Raw genomic sequence first — 22,028 nt, forward strand, 5'->3', positions numbered from 1 at the left:
CTAAAAGCACATATAGGCAAATAGCATTGCCCATATTGTGCCTTAATATTCTTTAGACTATAATCACGCTTCTCTAATTATAGAGATACACAACACAAAGGATAACTATGGAAGTGAAATTTAAAGGCTCTCCAGCCAAATTAAGCGCAAATACAATCAAGCTCGGCGATACCGCCCCGCAGGTCAAGCTCATCGCCAAAGACCTATCGCAAGTAGAAGTAGGCGGAGCTAGCGGAAGCTATCAAATCATCAATGTCGTGCCAAGCCTTGATACAGGCGTATGTGCGACACAAACGCGTAAATTTAATGAAGCAGCAGCAAAGCTAGCAAATGCAAAAGTGTATGTTGTATCTTTGGATTTGCCCTTTGCTCAAGGGCGATTTTGTAGCACAGAAGGGATCGAGAATCTAACCACACTCAGTGATTTTGCAAACAAAGATTTCGGCAAAGCCTATGGCGTGATCCTAGAATCTTCCCCTCTTGCTGGGCTACTGACTCGCGCGGTGATTGTCGTTGATCCTAGCGGTAAGGTCTCTTATGTAGAAGTGTGTGAAGAGATCACAAATGAGCCAGATTATGACAAAGCCCTTGCAAGCATTAAGTAGGGTGCAATGGATCTTACACTGGTAGAAATAGGCAAGATTCTAGATCTTGGGGCGTTTTATCTTGGCACAAAGGGCACTTGCGGGAATCCACGAGTGCGCCCTATGCGCTCTAATATCGTGCATAATGGCAAGCTATACATCGGCACCACACCTAGCAAAAATCTCTACAAACACATCACACAGCATAGTGGCGTGGAGATTTGCATAAGCACAGCAGATATTCTAGCACTTCGTGTGCGTGGAGAAGCTAGAGTGGTCAATCATATCGACGCCAAAGAAGCCCTTATGGCAAAGTATGATCGCATAGCAAAGGTGTTTGATAGCAACCCCAATCACCCGGATTTCGCAATTTTCTACCTTGAAAATATCAGCGCGAGATTGCAAGACTTTGATGGCAATGTTTTTACTTATAAAGAGTAAGAGAGATAAAGCATAAAAGACAAGTGGTCGGAGTAGCGGGATTCAAACCCACGACCTCACCCACCCCAAGGGTGCGCGCTAATCAGGCTGCGCCATACTCCGCTACAAATCCCTAAAGATTTGCAAACGCGCATTATAATGCACTTTTCTTTTATCATCGCTTAAAAATGCTATGATATATCTTCTATCCAAAGGACAATTATGCACATCACACCACTTACCCCAATCAACAAGCAAGCCCTAGAATCCATAGGTCTTAGCTGGCATACCGATCGCGACACTACGGACTATATCGCGCCAGAAATGGTAGAGATCACCCAAGAAGAAGCAGAGAGATTCTACAATGCAGGCAATGAGCTCTATGAGATGTTTTGCGAAGCGGGGCAGTATGTGATTGATAATAACTTATTTTTTGACCTAGATATACCTGTATCGCTTATCCCTATGATCAAGCAGAGCTGGGAGCAAGAGGTGCATTGGCATTTATATGGGCGATTTGACTTTGCTGGGGGGCTTGATGGGCTGCCATTAAAGCTGCTTGAGTTTAATGCCGACACCCCTACAATGCTCTATGAAAGCGCGGTTATCCAATGGGCTATGCTCAAAGCTAATAGGCTTGATGAAAACGCGCAGTTTAATAATATCTATGAGGCACTGCAAGAAAATTTTAAGCGCATTATCACGCTTGGGGCAGATACAAGCCGATTTAGCGAGATTTATGAGGGCTGGAAGATACTCTTTAGCTGCGTGAGTGGCAATGATGAAGAAGAGCGCACGACCAGATTTTTACAAGAGATCGCTAGGAGTGCGGGCTTTGAGACGGAGTTTGCCTATATTGATGAAGTGCAGTTCTCCCAAGATCAAGGGGTGTTTTTTAATGAGTGCAATTATGAATTTTTATTTAAGCTGTTGCCGTGGGAGAGTATCGCTATCGATGAGCCAGAGCTAGCTATGCTTATGCGATCTATTATGGAGAGCAAGGCTGGGATTTTCCTAAACCCAGCCTATACGCTGCTTTTCCAAAGTAAAAGGATCTTAAAAATCCTATGGGATCTCTTCCCTAATCACCCCTTGCTCCTAGAATCCAGTTTTGAGCCACTACAAGGCAAGGCGCAGGTGAGTAAGGCTAGCTTTGGCAGAGAGGGACAGGGGATAGAGATTTTTGATGAAAGTAGCCAGATCATAGTGCAAAACACTAGCGAGTATCAAAACTGCAAAAAAGTCTATCAAGCCTACCACGAGCTAAACAAAAATGGCGAGTTCTACTACCAGCCAAATGTGTTTTTCGCCTATGAGTCTTGCGGGCTGGGATTCCGCAAGGGCGGGCTGATTTTAGATAACTATGCAAAATTTGTGAGCCATAGTATCCGCTAGAATCCACTTTTTTGGATTGCCACGACTTCCTGCGGAAGTCTCGCAATGACTATGGGGGCGGTGCTGCTAGAATCCACTTGTGAAAACACAGAATTACAAAAGTGGATTCTAGGGCAAAGGAAGTGGATTAGTTGCTCTTGCAATGACAATAAAAGTGGATTCTAGTAGGTCATAGGGGTGATTTCTCCTGCGCGGATCATTGCCCTAAGCATAGTGATAGTCTGTGTGATTGCCTCTTGCTCTTCTTTAGGGCTTATGTGTTTGGCTAGCGTGTGCAGAAATACATATTTTTTATTATGCGTAGCCCAGCGGCGCGTGTCGTATTCTGGATAGAGGGCGATTGTAGGGACTCTCTGGTTGCACGCTAGGTGCAGTGTGCCTGTGCTGGGGCTTATCACACAGCTAGAGTGAGCCACCCACGCTGCAAGCTGCAAGAGATCATCGCCATTGCGATAGACTATGGGCTTTATAGGTGGATTTTGTGTAAGGGGGGGCAGCGATATGGCTCAAATTATGATTAAAGTAGGATTCTAGGGCTTGTGTGAAGTCTCTATGCACTTTGTCAAAAGTTATCACAAGTGGGATACACTCTGGGATTTGCGCCACTGCATTTATGAGCCTAACAAAGCCCTGTTTAGTTAGCGAGTAGGGGCAGGCATTGTTGAAAGGATTTATCATTATAAGATAGCGCGGCGTGCTAGAATCCACTTTTTGCCCTGCTAGCTCTAGATAGTCTCGCACCACTTGCGCGTGGCTCTTGCTATAAGGGATCTTGCTTTGTGTGAGATCTATGCTAGGGAGTCGCTCATCATAGAGCTTGGGGCTGATCCTGCGCACAAACGCTAGCAAGATCTCGCGCTCATCGTAGTTTCTATACTTTTTCCATAGATAAATCCCCACGCTCTTGCACCGCCAAGAAAATAAGCTTATAAACTTTGTCGCACAAATGATACGCTTGGCATTGGTGGAGAGTGCGAAGCGGATATGCACACTTTTAGAGTTTGTAAGCAAGGCATAATCACAAGCATACGCATCAATAGCCTGCTTTGTGCAAGGCTCCACCACATCGACAAAGTCGCATTCACGCAAGAGATTTTGCAAAGTCGGCTGGGCAAACACCACAAGCCTGCACGGGTAAATATGCTTAATCGCATACAAACTCTCAAAGCCTATCACACACTCGCCCAAGGCATTTTGGATAAAAATCACGCCAATAGTCGAAGGCTGTTTATCTATCATTGTATCCCCTAGCTGCAAATAGCGTATTATAGTAGGATTTGTCGCGCTAGTGGGAGGTTGTTGTTTGTCATAAAATGGAATTTATTGTGGATTTTGCGCAAGCTATAAAAAAGCTCGCGCGAGAGATCAAGCCCTACTTTTTGCTTCTCTGCTTTTGGATCGTGACTTTTATGTGCCTTTTCTAATCGCAAAATCCACGACTCTGGGATAAAGACCCCGGGCAATTTATCGCGCAAGAATACCGCGCTTTTATAGCTTACCACAGGGAAAAACCCCAGCACCAAAGACACTCTAGTGCCTAGCGTGCGATTCGCAGACTCTAGGCTATCTAGGAGCGTGTGGGCAGACTCTATGCTATACACAGGCTGGCTAAAAAACGCGCTAAGAGCGCAGCTAGAATCCACTTTCGTGCTTTTGATCTTTTTTATCATTTTGCTTTCAATAGTTTTGGTATTGATGGCATAGGAGTTTATGACATTGCAGTTATAAATGCGATTTGGCGTGGATTTTAGGGTATTGCCCGTGAGATCAAGCCCTGCATTTAGAGCGTTGATGATGGCATTAAGCCTAGTGGAGTTGTCCTCAAACACGGCTTTAGAATCTGTATTGCCAAGCTTTGTAGGATCACCTGTAAGGCTCAAAAACGCCCGCAAGCCAAAGGCATTTGCCCCTAGGATTTCCCCACATAGTGCAGCAGTGTTTCTATCTCTCATAGAAAGCGTGCAGATAAGTGGCGTTTGCAAAGCATTTTGCAAGGCAATGCTACTTAGCACCGATGAAGGCTTGAAGCGTGCTAGCGGAGAATCTGTGCAGACAAAACTATCAAAAAGCGTGCAATCTCGCAGCTCATCTAAGGTGTCTTGGGCTAGCACTTGCGCACCTACAAGGGGCGTTAGCTCAAAGCTCACAAAGTCCCCACTACTCTCTAGCTTGCTAAAAGCCGCAGTAATTTTGCTATCTAGTGTCGCGCTCATAGATTCTCCTTAAGGCTTTGCCTTGCGCTTTTGCTCTAGCTTGCCTTATAGCCCTGCCCTACTGCAAAGTATGCAGGACATTTTTTGTCGCTTTGACAAGATTGGCTAGGCTAGGCTTGACTTCTTCCCATTTGCGTGTCTTTAGCCCGCAGTCAGGGTTGATCCATAGCTGCTCTTTGGGCAGCACTTCAAGCAGCGCGCGGATCTGCCCCTCTAGCTCCTCTACGCTTGGGATCCTAGGGCTATGGATATCATAGACCCCCGGTCCTATCTCGTGTGTGTAGCCCACTTCTTTAAAGACTTGTAATAATCTATTGCCACTGCGAGCAGTCTCAATGCTAATCACATCAGCATCAAGGGCTTCAATGGTTTTAATAATGTCATTAAACTCGCTATAACACATATGCGTGTGGATTTGCGTGCTGGACTCTGCTATGGCAGTAGCAAGCTTGAAGCATTCTAATGCCCAGCTCTCATACTCGGCGATATTTTCAGCCCTAAGCGGATAGCCCTCTTTAAACGCCGCTTCATCAACTTGGATAATCTTTATCCCAGCTTTTTGTAAATCATCTATCTCATCGGCAATGCCTAGGGCGATCTGCTTGCATACCACAGAGCGTGGCACATCATCACGCACAAAGCTCCAATTCAAAATCGTAACCGGACCGGTTAGCATACCTTTGACAAGCTTTGTAGTGAGACTTTGGGCATAGGTGATCCACTCAAGTGTCATAGCCTTGGGGCGAGAGACATCGCCATAGATGATAGGGGGCTTGACACAGCGGCTACCATAGCTCTGCACCCACGCATTTTGGCTAAAGACAAAGCCCTTCATCTGCTCGCCAAAATACTCCACCATATCATTGCGCTCTGGCTCTCCATGCACAAGCACATCAAGCCCGATTTCTTCTTGGAATGCAATGCAGTCTTTGATATATGCCTTAATGCCATCATCATACTGCTCTTTGCTAATCGCGCCCTTTTTGTAGCCTAGACGCAAGGTGCGGATCTCTTGAGTTTGTGGGAAAGAGCCTATGGTCGTTGTGGCTAGATTGGGGTAGGCAAGCGCGGCTCGTTGCGCCTTTATGCGTGCGGCAAAGCTCTCATCTCGCGAAGTTTTAAGAGTGGATTCTAGGCGAGCTTTGATCGCGCTATCGTGGATTTTGCAAGAGCTTTTGCGTGCGGCAATTAGGGCTTGATTGTGCGTAAGCTTGGCGCGAGCTTCATCGCTAGGAGCTTTAAAAAGCGCGTCTAAGACCAAAAGCTCTTGCACCTTATCTAGCCCAAAGGAGAGCCAGGAAAGGATCTCGCTATCGATCTTTGTCTCCGCACTCTTGCTATAAGGCGCGTGTAAAAGCGAGCAAGAAGAAGAGATGATAACGCGCTCTTTAGGGATATGCGTGGCGATTTGCTCTAGCAGGGCAAGCTTAGATTCTAAATCAGCGATCCAAATATTGCGCCCATCAATCACCCCGGCAAAAAGCACTTTATCACTCTTTGCCAAGGCTGGGAGGATCTGCGTATTTTTCTCCCCATAGACAAAGTCCAGCCCAAGCCCGTAGATTTTGGATTCTAGCAGGATCTCGCTAGCTTCATTGCTATGCTCAAAAAAGCTTGTAACCACCGCTTTAATGCCCTTATTTGCTATGGCATCATAAGTAGGCTTGATAAGATGATAAAACCGCTCATCAACCCCGCGCGTGAAAATCGGCTCGCTAAATTCAATTAGCACACTAGAATCCAGCTTTGCTAGCTCATCTAGCAGCGTGAAATACGCGCTTTTGACAGCGTCAAAGACTTCTGCAAACTCCCCTTGTGTGATCGTGCTTAGCGCGACAAAGGTAAAGAGCCCTACTAAGGCGATTTTAGGCTTATAGCCTAGAGCTTTAGCTTCTTTATATTGATCGATAATCGCGCTTGCATTGACTTTGTAAGTATCATTGCTACTAAGCTCTGGCACGACAAAGTGGTAGTTGGTATTAAACCACTTTGTCATCGCGCACGCTTGCCCATCTTTATGCCCCCTCGCCATAGCGAAATACCCCTCTAGCCCACTTAAATGCTGGAATCTCGCAGGCTTTGCCCCAAGTGCGTAGGCAAGATCTAGGACATTATCATAGAAGCTAAAGTCATTGACACAGACATTTTCTAGCTCCTTTTGCTCTGCCCAGTGCTTTGCTCGTAGCTCTTTGGCGACCTTTTCTAGCTCGTTTTGGCTGATCTTGCCAGCCCAAAAGCCCTCTAACGCTCTTTTTAACTCTCGATTCTCTCCAATGCGTGGGAATCCAATAATTTGACTCATATCATTTCCTTTCCGTAGTTGATATGGGAGAATTATAGGCAATTTTTGATAAATACATATTGTGTTTATAGATTTTTTGAAAATTTTTTGCAAGTTTTGGTGGGATTTCGCCTAGAATCCACGCAAACAAGGGCTTTGAATCATTATCCACCAAACGATACAAAAAGTAACAAACACATATTGTGTTTATGGATTTATCCATTTCTAAAGCATTTATGCTACAATCCCGCCATTTTGCAAGATAAGGAAAAATAATGTTAGAACAACTTCCAAAGATTTTAGAAGAGAGTAGAAAGCAGGTGGAGAGGGCGTTGAACTCGCCGCTTAAGTTAAGGGCGCAGGTGAGTGAGATAGTCTATCCAAATGCCAAAGATGGCGCGCTTTTTGCCCAAGTGGTGCGAGAGGATTCAGCTTTGGGTAGGCATTCCGCAGATTTTGGGGATTTGGAGGCAACCGCAGACCTCAAGTCTAGCTCTGCCCCCAAATCCCCAAAAAGCTACGAAAGCCCCACCGCAAATCTTAGAATCCTAGAAGAAGACAATCGGGGTGGTTTTGAAAAATCCGCTTCTCTGTCATTGCGAGCCGACAAAGTCGGCGTGGCAATCCACGAAGAAAACGCCCCAAAAACACAAAGCATAGCTTCTTTAGAAAAAGTGGATTCTAGTGGGGATTCTATGGATTGCCACGCGGAAAATAACGCTCGCAATGACAATAATGCTGCGGGGGGGGGGGGGGAACTCCTAACTCTTTAGAATCTCATCTTGCTACGACACGAGAATCTACTCCTACAAACTCCATTTATCTAGGCGATAATCTCCCCATACTTCTAGCACTTATCCTAGGCGATGAGACTACTAAATCCTTGCGGGGCAAGGTGGATTTGATCTACATAGACCCGCCCTTTGACTCTAAGGCAGATTATAAAAGTAAAATCACTCTTAGAGCGGATTCTACTATCACCAAAGCTCCTACGATTTTAGAGCAGTTTGCGTATAGCGACACTTGGCATAAAGGCACGATAAGCTACCTGCAAATGCTAACCCCTAGGCTTATGCTTATGCGTGAGCTTTTGAGCGATAAGGGGAGTATCTATATCCATTGTGATTGGCATTGCGGACATTATATCAAGGTGCTATGTGATGAGATATTTGGCAGGGAGAATTTTAGGAATGAGATTGTGTGGTGTTATAAAAGGTGGTCAGCACCATCAAAAAGTTTTCAAAAAATGCACGATACAATTTTTATATACACAAAAACAAATGATTATGTATTTAATAAAATATATAAAGATTTTTCAAGCACGAGAAGTAATTTTTCAAGCGGATACAATACAAATACAATAAAACAAAGTGATGGAACAAAAATAAAACAATATATTGTGGAAAATGTAGATATTTTTGAGAAAAATATAAAAATTGGGAAAATAAAAATTGGCGAAAATGATAAAATTGTTTATAAGCAAAATATAGGAACGCTGGAAACTGATAATTGGGATATACCTATTATTAACCCACAGGCGAAAGAACGCACAGGCTATGCCACCCAAAAGCCTGAAGCCCTGCTAGAGCGGATTATCAAAGCAAGTAGCGATGAGGGAAGCATAGTGGCGGATTTCTTTATGGGGAGTGGGACGACTTGTGCGGTGGCGCATAAGCTTGGGCGGAGGTTTATCGGCAGTGATATAGGCAAGCCAGCGGTGATGACTACTAGGAAGCGGCTGCTAGATATAGGCGCGGAGTTTGGGCTGCTAAGTGTAGGCGAGTATGAAAAGGCAAGCAAAAATATCGGCGAGCTAGCGCAAATCGTGCTAAGTCTGTATGTCAGCGAGGGTGGGGAGCTGCCAAAGACTTTGGATAATACGCCTAAAAATATCGGCTACTTAGAATCTAGCAGAGTGCTTGTCTATGTGGATTCGCCAAATGCCATTACAAGTGAAGCGACTTTTAAGAAATGTGAGAGCTTGCGGCAGGGCTTTTTAGGGCAGGAGTGGAGCGAGGTGATCCTGCTAGGGTGGAACTATAGCCTAATGATAAATGATGTGCTAAAGCGGTATAAAAAGATAAAACCGCAAGTAATCCCGCCAGATCTGCTAGAAAAGCTACGAAAAAACAAAGGCTATGAAAGCTTAGTAGGCAAGGTGCGGTTTAGCTCCCTGCAATATCTAAGCATAAAGCCTTTAAGCGTGAGAGAAAATCCTAGTAATAGAGATACTGCTCTGCTAACAATAGAGCTAGAAAACTATGTGCTACTAAGCCCCAATGCCCTGCCGCTTGATAAGGCAGAGGATAGGGATAAGGTCATAGAGATAATGAATACTAAGCCTTTAAGCTTGCTGGAGTATTGGAGTGTGGATACAAACTATAATGGAGCGGTGTTTATCTCACAATGGCAGGACTTCCGCGGGGGTAGGGAAGATGATAATGGGCAGAAGTCTCTAAGTGTGCTAGAGAAAATAGAGCTAGAAGTGCCAAAACAGATGCGATATAGCGTGTGCGTAAAGAGTGTGGATATATTTGGCTATGAGGCTATGGCACAAGAGAGCTTAGCAATGGAGTGGGGAGAATCTAGCGGAGTGGATTCTAGGGCGAATAAAGGAGGCGGCAATGCGTGAAGGGACTAGGGCTATGGATTGCCACGCGGATAAATCCGCTCGCAATGACAAAAAAGCAGTAGATTGCCACGCCGCTGCTACCGCAGCGTCTCGCAATGACAAAAATAACGCCGCTAAACAAAAAGTGGATTCTAGCAAGGGGAAAGGAGGCGGCAATGCGTGAAGAGAGTAGAGCTACTATACCGCTTATTTTGGCAAGTAGGATTAGCCAAGAGGTGAATGAGTGCTTTGAGAGTGGGGCGATATGGGATAGTGTAAGCCCTGTAACAAGCAGGCTACTGCACTTTTGGTTTGATGAAGAGTATAGGGAGCAAAGGGAGTGTAACTTCCACAAGGGGCAGGAGCAGGCTATCAAAAATATGATATATCTCTATGAAGTAGCAAGGGTGGAGAGCGTAGCGCAGATGTATGAGCGATTTTACCCAGAGGCTATGGGCGAGATTTTAAACGAGCTAGCAGAATCTAGCTTTGTGAAATTCTGTATGAAAATGGCGACAGGCACGGGGAAAACTTGGGTGATGAATGCGCTTGTGCTATGGCAGTATCTAAACGCAGTGTATGCTAAAGAATATAAAGGCATACAGTATTTTAGCAATTTTGTTTTGCTAGCTCCGGGGCTTATTGTGTATGAGCGGCTCTTGGACTCTTATCAAGGGCGAGTGGGGGAAAATGGAAGCCGCGATGTATTTAGTAGCGATATTATGCAAAATGCTTCGCTGTTTGTCCCTGAAATGTGGCGAGAGAAGATAGTGGAGTTTCTTAGCGGCAGTGTGTTTGATAAAGAGAGCAAAAAGCTAGAATCTAGGGATAATGGATTTTTGCTCCTTAGTAATTGGCATTTTTTAGATGAGAGAGAAGAGAGAGTAGATGAGAGCTTGCAAACGATGTATCCGCTAGAGAATGTCGCTTCTATCGTGCAGGGTATTTTGCCCCTATATCCTAGCACGATAAATGACTTAGAGAAGCTTGATAGGGCTGTGAAAGCGGGGGAGGAAAGGGAGTATTTATCTAAGCTTACAAATCTTTGTATCATCAATGATGAAGCGCATCATATTTATGATGATGATAAGGACTTAAAATGGGAGGGGATTATCAAGTATATCGCTCAAGCGATAGTGAAAAATGGAGGGCGGTTTATGCAGTGTGATTTCTCTGCTACGCCCTATATCGCTAAAACGAGCAAAAAGCAAACAAGCAAAACACACTTTTTGCATATCATCGTGGATTTTGACTTGAAGACAGCGATACACTCTGCCCTAGTCAAAAATATCTCCCTATCAAAACGCAATTTTTTCTCAAGTATAGAGAGCTTGGACTTTCGCGCTCTTAGGGATAGTGATGGCAAGATTTTAGGGCTATCACAGGGGCAAGAAGTGATGATTGATGCGGGATTAAGGCAGCTAGAGCTTTTGGAGAGAGAGTTTATCAAGCTAGATTCTAGCAAATACCCCAAAATGCTTATCGTGTGTGAGCAGCAGGAAGTGGTGGAGTTTGTGGAGCGGTATTTAGAGACTAGGGGGCTAGGTGGGGAGAGTGTGCTAAGTATCCATAGTGGGAAGAAAAATGAAATCGGCACGCAGGAGTATCTGCGGATAAAGTCGCGGCTTTTTGCTATGGATAAGCATAAAGAGCCTAGAGTCGTCATCTCTGTGCTTATGCTAAAAGAGGGCTTTGATGTGAGTAATATTTGCGTGATTGTGCCATTACGAGCGAGTGAGAGTGCTAAACTCATAGAGCAGACCATTGGCAGGGGGCTTAGGCTAATGTGGCGAGATAATGCAGGGGCGCAGATGAGACAAGAAAATCTCAAAGCTCTGCAAAATGGGCAAAAGCCTAAGAGCTATATAGACCATTTGTTTATCGTAGAGCACCCAAGCTTCCAGCGATTTTATGATGAGATGATAAAAAATCATTTGGTGTTTGTGGATACTGATGAGCAAGGTGGAGGCTCTGTTACAGGGGATATGCTCTATGTGGGCTTAAAGCCTGATTATGAAGCTTATGATATGGCGTGGCATAGGGTGGTGGGCAGCCATACGGAGTCGCGATTAAATGAGCGGCTAGAAACTCTCTTGCAAAAGCCATTGCCGCATTTTGACGCATTTAGCCTAGATACTCTTAAGCAAATCGCTGGGACAAAGGAGAAATTTGTCCTAGAAAATCTCACGACACAAACGCAGTTTGGGGGCTTTGAAGTAAGTGCGGAGCTTTTCAACGCTGGGGCGTATAGCGAATTTTTACGCGTGCTTTGCGAGAGTATCGCCGGGAAGCTTGAGAGAAGTGGGGGGAATGTGAGTGGGGGCAAGGGCTTATCAGTTAGACTGCAGGGCGTGGAGTATTTGCTACTAAGGCGGATAGATAGGTATATCCGCTATGAGCTGTTTCAGCAGGGCTTTGATCCGCTGGATTCTAGCTGGAGGGTGCTGTGCTTGAAAGATGTGGGGGAGCATATTATCAAGGTGTTTTTAGAGCTTTTACAAGAGCTAGAATCTAGGCAAGAAAGCCTTGAAGTGACACTAGAGTCTAGGTATTTTAGCGAGGCAAAGGGCTTTAGACATAGGGAGCAGTTTTGCCTAGATGGGATAAAGAGTATTTACACGCACACGCCATTTCCTAGCAATAAGGGTGGGCTGGAGAGAACATTTATAGAGTGGATACAAAAGCAGGGCGATATTGTGCGGTTTGTGAAAATACTAGAATCTACACATAGCTTTGCCTATATCCCTTATATCCGTGCTGATGGGGTGCTGGGGCGGTATTTTGTGGATTTTATGGTAGAGAGTGAAAGGGAAGTGTATATCATAGAGACAAAATCGCAAAAAGATCTAAGGGCAGAAGATGTAGTGCGTAAGAAAAGGGCGGCGATAAGCTATGTGGAGCAAGTCAATGCGGCTTTGGCAGCAAAGGGACAGAAGCTGTGGCGATATGTGCTTGTGGGGGAAAATAGCTTGCATTCTATCATTGCTAGAGGTGGAGGGCTAAGTGAGCTTGTATCGCTATGTGGCGGAGGCGTAGCGTAGTGGATTGTGTAGGCTAGAATCCGTGCTTTGTGATATAGCCCTTAAGCCCTAGGGCTTCACTAGTGCAAAGCTTCACGCAACGCTTTAGCTGCTTACCAACCCTAGCTACTAAAGCACACGCCCATAAATTTCTCTCCCAAGCCCCCACCCAGAAGCTGGCGCACACGCAAGGCTTGGCTTTCATACTCGCTAGGATATGCTTCAAGCAAGCTTTGCAGCAGCTCTATAATGCCAAACTCCACGAGCAGGGCATTGAGCCGAGATTGGAAAAGCTTGTGCGCACCATTGCTAGCAAAGAGTCTTTCAAGTAGCGTAAAATCGACATTATAAGTGAGATCAATCTCGCCAAAAAGCAGTGAGACATCGCGCATAATCTCTGTAAAATCAAGCACCCTATGCGCCCTAAACCCCCGTAGAGAAAGCCCACCACTCCCCAAAGGCGCGTAATCAAAGCTAAGAAACCGCCAGAGCTTTGCCCGCTTAGCAAAGCTGCAAAGATCCCGCACAAAGCCCTCCCAAGCAAGCGGGATCTCCCCTGTCCTAAGCCCATACTCACGCATAAATCGCTTAACCTCTTGCACCCTTTGTGCCAAGCCACTATGCCGCAGCGCAGCCATATCGCACCACTCTAGGCGCAGCGACCCTCTAGAATCCACCTTCCCCACCGCACTAGAATCCACTTCCCCCTCGCTATCCAATCCCTTAGAATCCACTTCACTAGAATCCACTTTCTGCCACTCTCCCACGCCACAGAGCATTTGCGTGCGCCCTTGCGCCTCACGCACCACCTCACACGCAAAGGCGTCAAAAAGCTCATTGCTAAAGATAAACACACTCTCACCCCCACCCAATTCCACCGCATCAAAGTCGCTCACCTGCGCGATCGCACGCGTGGCTAGATTCTCCCTAGCGGCGATGCGCAAGGATTCTAGCGGCTCGATGATACTAAAGCGCGTTTGCTCCATCACCCCCACACTCAAAACGCCCAAAAAGTCATACACATCGCACATAAGCTCGCCGTGATGTGCGCCGATCTCTATGATATGCAGCGGCAGTGTGAGCTGGCTGGATTCTAGGAGCGTGATGATATGTCTTGCAAGTGCGCCGCCAAAAAGCTTAGAGACATTTACTGCGGTATAAAAGTCTTTGCCTATGTGTGCTTTGTGGTAGTAGCCATTTTGCCCATATAGCCACTGCTGCATTATCTCGCCAAAGCTATATTGCATACCAATCACTTAGAATCTATACATATAGGAGAAGCCCAAGCGTAAATGCCTAGGATAGCGCGAGGTAACAAAGGTAGAATGCGTGTTTTTCACCTCTAAGTTAGCATACACCGGTATCCCAAAAAACACTTCAAAATAATGATGTCCGCGCCCTTCAAAGCCTATCCCGATCCGCGGCATAATCTCTTGCAAAAGCAATAGATTACTCTCTTTTTTGTAGTAGTAGGCAGTGTATTCTGCGCCAAAGACCGCACTCCAAGCAAAATGCTCTTTTAAGTAGAAGCTCCACTCATACCCAAGTCCCACGCCACCTTTGGCACCGCTTAGCTCAAACAAGCTAGAATCGTAGTTGTTACTAAAGGCTATTGATGAAAATCCAAAATGCACTCCATAGCGCAAAGTATGTCTAGGAGCTATGCGATATAGCCCACCCACAAGCCCTATGACACCGCCATCTTTAGCGTGGAATCGTTTGGTAAAATTGCTCGCAGAATCTTTCTCAAACAGCACGCCATCACCGCTGAAAATACTCGCCCCTAGATACCACGCGTGCTTTTTCTTGGGCTGGATTGGGCTGGATTGGGCTGGATTGGGCTGGGGGTCTTGCTCTGCTTTAGCACACACATCATCATCACACGCAGAAGTAGTCTCAATGGCAGGCTGGGCATAGCCTATAAGCAATATGCTAGCGATGAGTAAGATAATGCGCACAACAAGCCCCTATAAAAAGATATAGCATTATAACAGAATCTAGCGCGTGTCAAAGTGGATTCTAGGATCAATGAGCGTATAAGCAATATCGCTCAAAATCCCAAACACAAGTGCTAGGAGTGTGAAAATATATAAACTCCCAAACACCACAGGATAATCCCTACTTAGCAAGCTCTCATAGCCCAAAAGCCCTAGCCCATCAAGGCTAAAGAGCATTTCAATCATCAAGCTCCCGCTAAGAAACATTCCTAAAAACGCGCTAGGAAATGACGCAATCACTAGCAGCATAGCATTGCGGAAAATATGCCCATAGAGTATGCGCGCTTCACTCACGCCCTTTGCCCTAGCGCACAGCACATAGGGCTTATGTAGCTCATCGATGAAAGAATGCTTTGTAAGGAAAGTAAGCCACGCTAGAGAGCCAAGTGAAAGGCATAGCACCGGCAGTGTGATATGATGCAAATAATCAAGCACCTTGCCAGCAGGGCTTAATAGCTCAAAATCATCGCTTACTAGCCCACGCAGTGGAAATATCTCCCACATACTTGCTAAAAACACTATCCCCACCACGCCAAACAAAAACGGCGGCACAGCATTGCACACCACGATGATAAATGAGCTTATGCTATCAAAGCGCGAGCCATTGTGATAGGCATTATACACGCCAAGCGGGATAGCAAGCAGATACATAAGCAGCGTGCTAAACACCCCTAGGCTTATAGATACAGGCAGTTTCTCACAAATGATCTCCCACACAGGAGCCTTGCGGTAGTAGCTCTGCCCAAGATCAAAGACCACATAAGATCTAAGCAGCAGCGCAAACCGCTCCCATAAGGGCTTATCAAAGCCGTATTGCACTCTTAGCTCTTCTATCAGCGCACTAGGCACGCCTTTGCTAGCTTTATACTCACTAGGCTTAATGCCAGCTCCAGCTTCGCTTATATGGCTAGATTCTAGCTTGCTTATCATCTGCTCCACAGGACCGCCCGGAGCTAGCTGGATAAGCAGGAAATTAAGCGTGATAATGCCAAAAAGCGTGGGGATAAGTAGCCCTAAACGCTTTACTATGTAAATAAGCATAAGCCCCCTTTGTGCTAATGTGCAAGCTAAAATGTGCGCTAGATGTGTGCAAGCTAATGCAAGAGCGCATTATACTAGAATCCACTTTTTGACAACGATTTTTTGTCATTGCAACTTGTAAGCCCAGCGACTCTCACACTCCGCACGCGTGGCTATGCCTACCGCGCTCGCACTATGGCTGCGATCGCTTGGCTCGCAGTCTCTTTATGCGATCAAGTAAATGTAGCTTAAGTAGCACCCACTTTACCACTAGCTTTAGGGCGGTAAATAGCGGCTTGTCAGTATGGGCGATATTGAGCGACTCTAGCCACTTGCTGCGCTCCTCCCACACCGCATAATGCACCATATACAGAGGCGAAGTCGCATTGCCCAAAAAGTCATACGGAAGGCTTGAAACCTTATCTTTATGCACAAATACTAAGAGATTTTGCCGATACCACCATAGCACAGATTCTTCGCTCCAGATTCTAGGGCGCAAGCAGTCAAAGCACTCATAGCCACACTGCCTAAACAGCTCCGCCCAATACCCCGGCTCACGCTCATTGATATGACACACACCACCTTGATAAGGAATCGCCGCAGAAAATAGCACAATGTCTGCACAAGAAGTAAGGAGCTTGACAAAATTTAGCGCGTATTGCTGGTCTAAATGCTCGGCGACTTCAAAGCTTTGCGCTAGGGCAAAAGGCTTAGAAAGCATAGCTAGATCGTTTGGGCTAGAATCGGGACTTTTACTAAAAGTGGATTCTAGGGAAAGCTGCTCGCGGTGGGATTTTCGTGCTAAAAATGGGGCTTCGCAAGGCGATTCAAGGGATTTACCTTGAGTGGTAATGAGCGCAGAATCGCCGTAGCGATCGCCATTTTTAGCCGGAAAGCCTACGCGCTTAAGTTGTCCCCCCCCCCCCCCGATTTTAGCGCGATAGCTCGCGCAAGAGTCTGCGTATAGTCCTGTGTCAAATCCACTTGCGCATACGCGCTTTTGCAGTATAAATAGGCAAGGATTCTAGTATGAAATTGATTAAGGCTTATTGAATGATGAGTCTTCTTGCTTATGGTAGCTGTATTTGGGGTCATTTGCTAAGTCTTCTAGGGATTTTTGCGTGCGTTTATAGGCTTTGTAGATATTTAAAATCGCAGCTGCCACACCCCAAAATACCCCAACTCCTAGCCCCCACACACTACCACTAAGCTTTTGCAGCAAGATACCAATGCCAAGTCCTAGCAGCACTGCTACGACAATGGATATGCCTAGGCTTAGATCATAGGCACTATTGATGAGCTTCTGTGCTTTTGGCGTGGGTTTATCGGTGCTTGTGCTGCTTGCTTGCTCGCTGCTAGTAGAATCCACTTTTTTTGCGTTCGCCCCGCTTTGATCGTCAAAAGTGGATTCTAGGGGGCTTGGGGTCAAGTCCTTGCTCATTACTCGCCCTTTGTGATATAGGCAAAGCTCTCGCTTGCTGCTTGCAAGGCTTCATCGATGATTTTTTCACTCATTGGCGCACAGATAAAGCCACTCTCAAACTGCGAGCAAGCCAAATACACGCCACGATACAACATCTCTTGATGAAACCGCGCAAACATCGCGCTATCAGCACATTTTGCATCATCAAAATTCCTCACAGGCTTAGGGGCAAAAAACAAGCCAAACATACTCCCACGCACTTGCGTTTGCAGTGGGATATTATGCGCCTTTGCGCAGGATTCTAGCCCTTGTGTAAATCGCCTAGCTAAAGTCTCAAGCCGCGCATATAGCCCCTTATCTTTGGCAAGCTTTTTTAATGTAGCAAGCCCAGCGGCAGTGGCGATTGGATTGCCACTTAGTGTGCCTGCTTGATAGACTGCGCCTTGTGGGGATAGCATATCCATAATCTCCGCCCTACCCCCAAAGACTGCCAAAGGCATACCCCCGCCCACCACCTTGCCAAAGCACACAAGATCAGGCTCTATTGGCACGAAATGCTGCACGCCATTAAAGGCTGCGCGGTATCCGCTCATCACTTCATCAATGATTAGCACGATATTTTGCTCGCTACAAAGCTTGCGCAAAGAGAGCAGAAACTCTGCCTCTGCAGGCACAAGCCCCATATTCCCCGCGATTGGCTCGATGATTATCGCGCCTACTTGCCCGCTTGCTTCAATGCACTTTTGCACAGAATCTATGTCGTTATAGCGTGCTACTAGTGTGTGCTTGCTCACATCGCTTGGCACACCCGGTGAGCTAGGGCTGCCAAAGGTCGCGCACCCACTCCCAGCACTTACGAGCAGGCTATCGCTATGTCCGTGGTAGCAGCCATCAAATTTGATAATATCACTACGCCCGCTAAAAGCTCTTGCTAGGCGGATAGCACTCATTGTAGCCTCTGTCCCAGAGCTTACAAAGCGCACTTTTTCTACGCCTTCATAGCTAGCGATGATCGCCTTTGCCAGCAATGTCTCTGCTCTTGTGGGTGCGCCATAGCTTAAGCCATTTTGCACAGCTTCTTGCACCGCTTGTAGCACATCACTATCACTATGCCCTAAAATCAGCGGTCCCCAGCTCTGCACAAAGTCTATATAGCTATTGCCATCATTATCGATGAGATAGCAGCCCTGCCCTTTTTGGATAAAGATGGGCGTGCCACCCACACTTTTAAACGCCCTTACAGGGGAATTCACCCCGCCGGCGATGACTTGCTTGGCTTCATTGAAGTCGTTGATACTTGTATGTATGCGATCTTCTTTATCGATTTGGGCTTGATTGAGTCGTGATTTTGGAAAATGCTCCATACTATCTCCTTAAAGTATTGATTAAATATAGTCGATTTCTTTGGGCTTTTTTGACTTCATAATGAGCCTACGCACATCACCTATACCCTTAGAAGTGCCGATCATTAGCAATTTACACTCACTAGAAATCACCGTATCTTCATCAGGCATTGCAAAGTATTTGCCATCTTTTTGCGTGATACCTACGATAAAGACCTTGGCAAAGTCGCGGAAATGCCCATCTTTAAGCTTTTTTAGCACAAGCCACGAGTATTTAGGCACAAGCACTTCTTCTAGATCTAATCCGCTGTTGTTTTTGTAGGCAAATCGCTCTAGGAGATTTTGCATATCTGGGCGCAAAGCCATAGCACTGATGCGCTGTGCCATAAGCTTTGGCGCGGAAATCACCGTATCAGAGCCGAGTTTTTGCAGCTTCTGGACTTGCTCTTCAGAATCCGCACTTGAGATGATATACAAGGGCTTGCGCTTAAGCTCTTGGGCAAAGAGCTTGGCAGAGACGATGAGCGCGATATTGTCGGAGAGATTTTTAGAAAATGTTACAACCCCTCGCGCTGTGGATAAACGCGCCTTTAGCATAGCGGTATTGGTATGGGGATCGCCGATGATGTAGTAGGGGTATTTATGCACCAAAGCTTGCTTCTCAAAATCCGGGCTAGAATCCACTACGACAAAGGGGATTTGCGCTTCGCGGAATTGCTTGGTTAGCTCGATGGTGTATTCATTGTGGTAGCAGATCACATAGTGATTGCGCAAGCGCGCGATATTACTTATCATCTTTTTCTCCTTTAAAAGTCCTGTCAAAACACCTGTATTTACGATACTAACGATAAACGCCACACTAAAGGCAATAATCGCCGCGCCACTTATCATCAAAAATGTTGTAAAAAGGATCGCTAATGCGCCAAACTCCTTTTCATTCAGCGCGCCAAAACCGGTGTTTGTAAAAGTATAAGAAGATTGGAAAAAAGCTTGGACGATATTGTAGTCTTCTAGGAGAAAATACCCTAGTGTGCCGACCAAGATAAAGACTTGGATCAGCACAAGCGGGAATCTAAAAGCCTTAAACTGCTCATAGAGCTGTGGGGAGAGATCAATATCTGGCTTTGATGAATTCCCCCAATGCAGAAGTTTTTTGAGTTTGCTAAGCAATGGGATCGCCTTACACGCTAGGCGTGCTTTTTCATAGTCCTTAGTGTAGAGGCGGCGACTTTCACGCGCATAGATGTGCCATCACTTAGCTTGATGCGAATGCTGCGGAGATTAGGGAGAGATCGCTTTTTAGTTTTGTTGTTTGCGTGGCTTACATTGTAGCCGACCATTGGACCCTTACCTGTGAAAAAACATTTCCTTGCCATAGTTGCTCCTTAGAAATAAATCGCTTAAATCACAAATTTCAAGCAAAATAAGCGGGGATTGTAGCACAATCTTTATATCCATAGACTTAAATTTGCCAAATATGCCACCAAAAGCGCACAAAATCTAGCATAAGCACAAGTGGCAGTGGGGCTACTTCTGCCCTATGAAAAATCGCGCAAGCCACAAAGCCAGCAGCGCGCCAGCAAGCTTGCCTAGCATAATTGGCACAATAAGACTAGGCTGAAAATTCGCGCTAAAAGACAAATGATCGCCAATCAAAAACCCACCGCACACGCTAAAAGCGACAATTTGGATTCTAGCTTTGGGCGAGAGATTAGCTAGCATAGGGTATGCAGCTAGGACATTGCTCGCACAAGCAAGTATCCCACCAAATAGCAAAGCATTGGGCTTATGCGATAGCTTTAATGCGGTGTTTAGCAGCGCACATAAAACAAATGTCCCAGATAGCACAAGCCCGGTATATCCAGCAATCTCTAAGGCTCTCATTATATCGCTCTCATCTGCAAACACCGGATCAAAGGGAAAGCCCCCAAACACATAGCTAATCCCACCGCTAAAATGCTCTATAAGCAGCAGTGTAAGAAATACCTTGCCCCACATATCTACCACAAACCCAAGCACATAAAACCCTGCAAGCATTACTTTTCTCACATAATATAGCCCCAAAGAAACCACTAGGCAAAAGGCAGCAAGAGGCATAAGATTCCACAAGATAAACGGCAAGCTAAAATCTAGCAAATAAGTGGGCTTTCCTTGTGTGGCGATATGATCTCGTATAAGCACAGGATCTAGCATAATAAACAAGCAAGATACAAGCACCCCAAATGGAATCCCTAAAAACCCAATCATAATCCCAAGTGCAAAATCCTTATGCGCTGCTTTGGGGATTATGCGCAAGCCCACAGGTATGCTAAAGACTATCGTAGCCCCAGCCATAAACCCAACAAACATCGCCATAGTCGCGCCCTCTAGGCTCTTTGCGCTTTGCATAGCGACTTGATAGCCGCCCATATCTATGGCAAGTATGCTTGTGATCGCTAGGCTTGGATCGATATGAGCTAGGCTATATAGCGGAGATACAATAGATTCTACCAATGATACGATATAAGGGATACTTGCAAAGATCCCAGCAATAGCTACAAAAATATGCCCTATGGCATAGAATCCATTCATATACGCTTGGGCTAGTGCGGACTCTCTAGCGATGATTGAAGCCACACAGCCGATCACCCCACAAGCAAGCACCACATAAAGCGCGATATTTCCAATCCACTCCATACAGCCACCCTAGAATCTAGGATCGTGCATATCCAAAAACTGCTCCAAGCAAAAGAGCTGCCACTTTTGATCCCCGCTTAAGCCCTTATGCGCCCCTGCTATAAACTCATCTCTACTAGGCTCATAGTCCCTAAGCCAAAACTCCACTTCTCTTGGCATAGGGATTTTATCTGGGATTGCTATGCCCTTATACCGCCTTGCAAAAAGCTCGCGCACCATATACTTTGGGCTGCCATTTCGTATCTTTTGCAAATCAAGGGGCTGCGCCATTTTCACCCTTTGGCAAGGATCAAGATAGCCCATAGCGTTTTTCTCAAATATATGCCAATATGAAGTGCTAGACTCTATGGCAAAAATCTCATCAATAAATCGCACAAAGTCGATTTTCTCTCCCTGCCTATATGGCTCAAAGACTTCGCTTGTATCGACATATTCTTTTAGCACTCTTTTAGGGTCTAAAAATGTATATCGCTGCACAAATTCATCAAAGCCCCAATCCTTTGCCAAAAGCTTATCCATACCGCCAAAGACTAGATCAAAGCTTTCACCTAGGCACATTGTCCTAACGCCCATAGATCTTGCTGTGCTTAAGCAAATATCAATAAGCGGCTCTATGCTATGGCAGGGCACGCCATCAAAGCTAAAAATACTAGGCAAACGCGCTAGAATCTCCTCCCAATAAATTGGCACGATGATATGCTCAAGCCCATAATGCTTAGCATAGAGCGCGGCTTGCTTTGTCTCATCAATGCTAGTAGGCAAAGCGTTGCAGCGCATTGTAAAAGCCTTAGCACCCTTAGGCAGATAGGAAGCTACCACAGCAGAGTCTATCCCCCCACTAAGCATAATGCCCGTGGTGCTAGGATCTAGCCCTTGCATTTGCTTTGCGATATAGGAGTCTAGCTCATCGACATTAGCGATAAGATCGTGCGTGAAACTTGGCGTGAAATTACGATGAGATAAATGCGGGAAGAAGTTTTTACTCTCATCAGCGATATAGCGGAAAGCTAGATAATGACTCATACAATAGGTTTTGTTGTCCATT

22 protein-coding genes and 1 tRNA gene are annotated in these 22,028 nt (G+C 45.8%); 7 read left to right on the plus strand and 16 right to left on the minus strand.

Annotated features, from left to right (window positions below; all coding sequences use genetic code 11):
- The first annotated feature begins 107 nt into the window (after nt 1-107).
- On the plus strand, nt 108-605 hold the full coding sequence (gene tpx / locus DX060_RS07795; protein ID WP_115011925.1) for a thiol peroxidase: 498 nt from the start codon (nt 108-110) through the stop codon (nt 603-605).
- A gap of 6 nt (nt 606-611) precedes the next feature.
- On the plus strand, nt 612-1,025 hold the full coding sequence (locus DX060_RS07800) for a pyridoxamine 5'-phosphate oxidase family protein (protein WP_115011926.1): 414 nt from the start codon (nt 612-614) through the stop codon (nt 1,023-1,025).
- A 24-nt stretch (nt 1,026-1,049) separates the two neighbouring features.
- On the opposite strand, the gene DX060_RS07805 is transcribed toward DX060_RS07800, so the two are convergent.
- A tRNA-Pro gene (locus DX060_RS07805) sits at nt 1,050-1,127 on the minus strand.
- 99 nt (nt 1,128-1,226) lie between these two features.
- Between DX060_RS07805 and DX060_RS07810 the strand changes: the two genes are divergently transcribed.
- Nucleotides 1,227-2,399: a glutathionylspermidine synthase family protein gene (locus tag DX060_RS07810; RefSeq protein ID WP_115011927.1), complete on the plus strand. Its 1,173-nt coding sequence runs from the start codon at nt 1,227-1,229 to the stop codon at nt 2,397-2,399.
- 161 nt (nt 2,400-2,560) lie between these two features.
- On the opposite strand, the gene DX060_RS07815 is transcribed toward DX060_RS07810, so the two are convergent.
- The 4 genes from DX060_RS07815 to metE are packed head-to-tail and all read right to left on the minus strand — an operon-like array spanning nt 2,561 to nt 6,914.
- Nucleotides 2,561-2,833 (minus strand): glycosyltransferase family 9 protein, encoded by a 273-nt coding sequence (locus DX060_RS07815; RefSeq protein ID WP_181814243.1) that lies wholly within the window; start codon nt 2,831-2,833, stop codon nt 2,561-2,563.
- Nucleotides 2,834-2,837: 4 nt separating this feature from the next.
- Entirely contained in the window at nt 2,838-3,638 is an 801-nt protein-coding gene (locus DX060_RS07820) for a hypothetical protein (RefSeq protein WP_115011929.1), read from the minus strand.
- Nucleotides 3,639-3,664: 26 nt separating this feature from the next.
- Nucleotides 3,665-4,612, minus strand: coding sequence for a methylenetetrahydrofolate reductase (locus tag DX060_RS07825; RefSeq protein ID WP_115011930.1), 948 nt, complete (start codon nt 4,610-4,612; stop codon nt 3,665-3,667).
- A gap of 58 nt (nt 4,613-4,670) precedes the next feature.
- Nucleotides 4,671-6,914: a 5-methyltetrahydropteroyltriglutamate--homocysteine S-methyltransferase gene (gene metE, locus DX060_RS07830; protein WP_115011931.1), complete on the minus strand. Its 2,244-nt coding sequence runs from the start codon at nt 6,912-6,914 to the stop codon at nt 4,671-4,673.
- A 254-nt stretch (nt 6,915-7,168) separates the two neighbouring features.
- Between metE and DX060_RS07835 the strand changes: the two genes are divergently transcribed.
- The 4 genes from DX060_RS07835 (at nt 7,169) to DX060_RS07845 (ending at nt 12,545) form a co-directional block, all read left to right on the plus strand.
- Nucleotides 7,169-7,666, plus strand: a complete 498-nt coding sequence (locus DX060_RS07835; RefSeq protein WP_115011932.1) for a hypothetical protein — start codon at nt 7,169-7,171, stop codon at nt 7,664-7,666.
- 128 nt (nt 7,667-7,794) lie between these two features.
- Entirely contained in the window at nt 7,795-9,525 is a 1,731-nt protein-coding gene (locus tag DX060_RS07840) for a DNA methyltransferase (RefSeq protein ID WP_181814244.1), read from the plus strand.
- Nucleotides 9,518-9,688 carry a hypothetical protein gene (locus DX060_RS11460; protein WP_181814245.1) on the plus strand — a complete coding sequence of 57 codons (171 nt, stop codon included), beginning with the start codon at nt 9,518-9,520 and terminating at the stop codon, nt 9,686-9,688. The genes DX060_RS07840 and DX060_RS11460 overlap by 8 nt, the downstream gene beginning before the upstream one ends.
- Entirely contained in the window at nt 9,681-12,545 is a 2,865-nt protein-coding gene (locus DX060_RS07845; RefSeq protein WP_181814246.1) for a DEAD/DEAH box helicase family protein, read from the plus strand. Before DX060_RS11460 ends, DX060_RS07845 begins: the two co-directional genes overlap by 8 nt.
- A gap of 101 nt (nt 12,546-12,646) precedes the next feature.
- Here DX060_RS07845 and DX060_RS07850 read toward each other — a convergent pair whose 3' ends face one another.
- The 11 genes from DX060_RS07850 to DX060_RS07895 all read right to left on the minus strand — a co-directional run bounded on the left by DX060_RS07850 (nt 12,647) and on the right by DX060_RS07895 (nt 22,027).
- The gene (locus DX060_RS07850; RefSeq protein WP_147278799.1) at nt 12,647-13,771 is read right to left on the minus strand and encodes an SAM-dependent methyltransferase; all 1,125 of its coding nucleotides are present in this window, start codon (nt 13,769-13,771) and stop codon (nt 12,647-12,649) included.
- A gap of 9 nt (nt 13,772-13,780) precedes the next feature.
- A complete protein-coding gene (locus DX060_RS07855; RefSeq protein ID WP_115011936.1) occupies nt 13,781-14,482 on the minus strand; it encodes a hypothetical protein in 702 nt (233 codons plus the stop codon).
- A 39-nt stretch (nt 14,483-14,521) separates the two neighbouring features.
- The gene (locus DX060_RS07860) at nt 14,522-15,562 is read right to left on the minus strand and encodes an ABC transporter permease subunit (RefSeq protein ID WP_115011937.1); all 1,041 of its coding nucleotides are present in this window, start codon (nt 15,560-15,562) and stop codon (nt 14,522-14,524) included.
- Nucleotides 15,563-15,734: 172 nt separating this feature from the next.
- Nucleotides 15,735-16,262: a hypothetical protein gene (locus DX060_RS07865; RefSeq protein WP_115011938.1), complete on the minus strand. Its 528-nt coding sequence runs from the start codon at nt 16,260-16,262 to the stop codon at nt 15,735-15,737.
- 176 nt (nt 16,263-16,438) lie between these two features.
- The gene (locus DX060_RS10885) at nt 16,439-16,636 is read right to left on the minus strand and encodes a hypothetical protein (protein ID WP_147278800.1); all 198 of its coding nucleotides are present in this window, start codon (nt 16,634-16,636) and stop codon (nt 16,439-16,441) included.
- On the minus strand, nt 16,581-16,982 hold the full coding sequence (locus DX060_RS12365) for an AtpZ/AtpI family protein (protein ID WP_115011939.1): 402 nt from the start codon (nt 16,980-16,982) through the stop codon (nt 16,581-16,583). The genes DX060_RS10885 and DX060_RS12365 overlap by 56 nt, the downstream gene beginning before the upstream one ends.
- Complete coding sequence (gene hemL, locus DX060_RS07875) at nt 16,982-18,328, minus strand: glutamate-1-semialdehyde 2,1-aminomutase (RefSeq protein ID WP_115011940.1); 1,347 nt, start codon at nt 18,326-18,328, stop codon at nt 16,982-16,984. Before hemL ends, DX060_RS12365 begins: the two co-directional genes overlap by 1 nt.
- Before the next feature lie 21 nt (nt 18,329-18,349).
- Nucleotides 18,350-19,477, minus strand: a complete 1,128-nt coding sequence (locus DX060_RS07880; protein ID WP_115011941.1) for a potassium channel family protein — start codon at nt 19,475-19,477, stop codon at nt 18,350-18,352.
- A gap of 17 nt (nt 19,478-19,494) precedes the next feature.
- Nucleotides 19,495-19,683 (minus strand): 50S ribosomal protein L28, encoded by a 189-nt coding sequence (gene rpmB / locus DX060_RS07885; protein WP_023930576.1) that lies wholly within the window; start codon nt 19,681-19,683, stop codon nt 19,495-19,497.
- A 151-nt stretch (nt 19,684-19,834) separates the two neighbouring features.
- Nucleotides 19,835-20,983 (minus strand): ethanolamine utilization protein EutH, encoded by a 1,149-nt coding sequence (gene eutH, locus DX060_RS07890; protein ID WP_115011942.1) that lies wholly within the window; start codon nt 20,981-20,983, stop codon nt 19,835-19,837.
- A 9-nt stretch (nt 20,984-20,992) separates the two neighbouring features.
- Nucleotides 20,993-22,027, minus strand: a complete 1,035-nt coding sequence (locus tag DX060_RS07895; protein ID WP_115011943.1) for an asparagine synthase-related protein — start codon at nt 22,025-22,027, stop codon at nt 20,993-20,995.
- Nucleotide 22,028: the final 1 nt, after the last annotated feature.

This window comes from Helicobacter canis (assembly GCF_900451095.1).
Lineage (GTDB): Bacteria > Campylobacterota > Campylobacteria > Campylobacterales > Helicobacteraceae > Helicobacter_B > Helicobacter_B zhangjianzhongii.

Excerpts from the sequence above, each read along its gene's own strand:
- DX060_RS07845 (WP_181814246.1), top strand. The coding sequence starts at position 9,681 with ATGCGTGAAGAGAGTAGAGCTACTATACCGCTTATTTTGGCAAGTAGG.
- DX060_RS07865 (WP_115011938.1), bottom strand. The coding sequence starts at position 16,262 with ATGCTTTCTAAGCCTTTTGCCCTAGCGCAAAGCTTTGAAGTCGCCGAG.
- DX060_RS07860 (WP_115011937.1), bottom strand. The coding sequence starts at position 15,562 with ATGCTTATTTACATAGTAAAGCGTTTAGGGCTACTTATCCCCACGCTT.
- tpx (WP_115011925.1), top strand. The coding sequence starts at position 108 with ATGGAAGTGAAATTTAAAGGCTCTCCAGCCAAATTAAGCGCAAATACA.
- rpmB (WP_023930576.1), bottom strand. The coding sequence starts at position 19,683 with ATGGCAAGGAAATGTTTTTTCACAGGTAAGGGTCCAATGGTCGGCTAC.
- DX060_RS11460 (WP_181814245.1), top strand. The coding sequence starts at position 9,518 with ATGCGTGAAGGGACTAGGGCTATGGATTGCCACGCGGATAAATCCGCT.
- DX060_RS07800 (WP_115011926.1), top strand. The coding sequence starts at position 612 with ATGGATCTTACACTGGTAGAAATAGGCAAGATTCTAGATCTTGGGGCG.
- DX060_RS07820 (WP_115011929.1), bottom strand. The coding sequence starts at position 3,638 with ATGATAGATAAACAGCCTTCGACTATTGGCGTGATTTTTATCCAAAAT.
- hemL (WP_115011940.1), bottom strand. The coding sequence starts at position 18,328 with ATGGAGCATTTTCCAAAATCACGACTCAATCAAGCCCAAATCGATAAA.
- DX060_RS07895 (WP_115011943.1), bottom strand. The coding sequence starts at position 22,027 with ATGGACAACAAAACCTATTGTATGAGTCATTATCTAGCTTTCCGCTAT.
- DX060_RS10885 (WP_147278800.1), bottom strand. The coding sequence starts at position 16,636 with ATGACCCCAAATACAGCTACCATAAGCAAGAAGACTCATCATTCAATA.
- eutH (WP_115011942.1), bottom strand. The coding sequence starts at position 20,983 with ATGGAGTGGATTGGAAATATCGCGCTTTATGTGGTGCTTGCTTGTGGG.
- DX060_RS07825 (WP_115011930.1), bottom strand. The coding sequence starts at position 4,612 with ATGAGCGCGACACTAGATAGCAAAATTACTGCGGCTTTTAGCAAGCTA.
- DX060_RS07835 (WP_115011932.1), top strand. The coding sequence starts at position 7,169 with ATGTTAGAACAACTTCCAAAGATTTTAGAAGAGAGTAGAAAGCAGGTG.
- DX060_RS07850 (WP_147278799.1), bottom strand. The coding sequence starts at position 13,771 with ATGCAATATAGCTTTGGCGAGATAATGCAGCAGTGGCTATATGGGCAA.
- metE (WP_115011931.1), bottom strand. The coding sequence starts at position 6,914 with ATGAGTCAAATTATTGGATTCCCACGCATTGGAGAGAATCGAGAGTTA.
- DX060_RS07810 (WP_115011927.1), top strand. The coding sequence starts at position 1,227 with ATGCACATCACACCACTTACCCCAATCAACAAGCAAGCCCTAGAATCC.
- DX060_RS12365 (WP_115011939.1), bottom strand. The coding sequence starts at position 16,982 with ATGAGCAAGGACTTGACCCCAAGCCCCCTAGAATCCACTTTTGACGAT.